Here is an 871-nt window from a genome sequence, read left to right on the forward strand (position 1 = left end):
AGGGGCTCGCTATAGCCACTCCTTCGCGTCAGTTTCATCCAGATCTGTCGTGATCGGCGGACGAGTCGACCTGCCATCGTGATCACCGTCTGAATGATCGTCTTGATGCGGCGGCGTTTCACTTTATGATGTAATGGATGTCTCGGATCGCTTAATAGATCTTGTCCAATCAGACGAAGAAGGTTGTACACGAATGCTCCCATGACTAACACGAGCGCATTCGTTTTCATCTTCCCAGATGGAAGTCGCTCTAAATCTAAGTCGCTTTTCAGTTCGCTATGAAACTGTTCGCATGTCGCATGATCATGATACAATGCGAGCACATCACTCATTCGAACATGCTCGTATCCTTCGAGGCGCACCCAGTAGCTTTCGACTTCGTAATCAGGAACGAGCATCAGCTGTCCATTTCGTTCCATCGTTCGTTCCGTCACTTGGGTGACTTGAACGTACGTATACGTGTGTCCATCGATTGCTGCTGTCTGTGGAAGGCATAACTCATACGTTTGTACTCCTTCTGTTTGTCCATCATCGACGCGTCTGCCCTTTTGCGAAGCGATCTGGAACCAAAGCGCTTTCGATTCTCGGCGTAAGTTTCGCTTGATGACAAAGTCCACGTCTTCCTTTAGACATACGTGCACATTCGCTTCCGCATCGTTTCCTGCATCCATGCGGACAAGCAGACGAGACGAGGTCAGCGGACGAGCTCGACGGATGGCGGTAGTTAAAAACGAAGGCATGTTGTCTTGTACATGTTGTTTCCCTGGACGCAGCTCGGCATGAACGATATACCCTTCCTTCCCTGCGTACGCAAACAACGGCGTAAAACCGTCAAATCCTTTATACGTTCGACTCACTCCTTCTTTCTTCG

1 pseudogene is annotated in these 871 nt (G+C 49.5%); it reads right to left on the minus strand.

Annotated elements, in window-relative coordinates:
* Positions 1–871 (minus strand): annotated as a pseudogene (locus M4I42_RS16985) (IS1380-like element ISGsp2 family transposase); the annotation flags it as partial.

The organism is Anoxybacillus sp. J5B_2022 (assembly GCF_026847645.1).
Classification (GTDB): Bacteria; Bacillota; Bacilli; order Bacillales; family Anoxybacillaceae; genus Anoxybacteroides.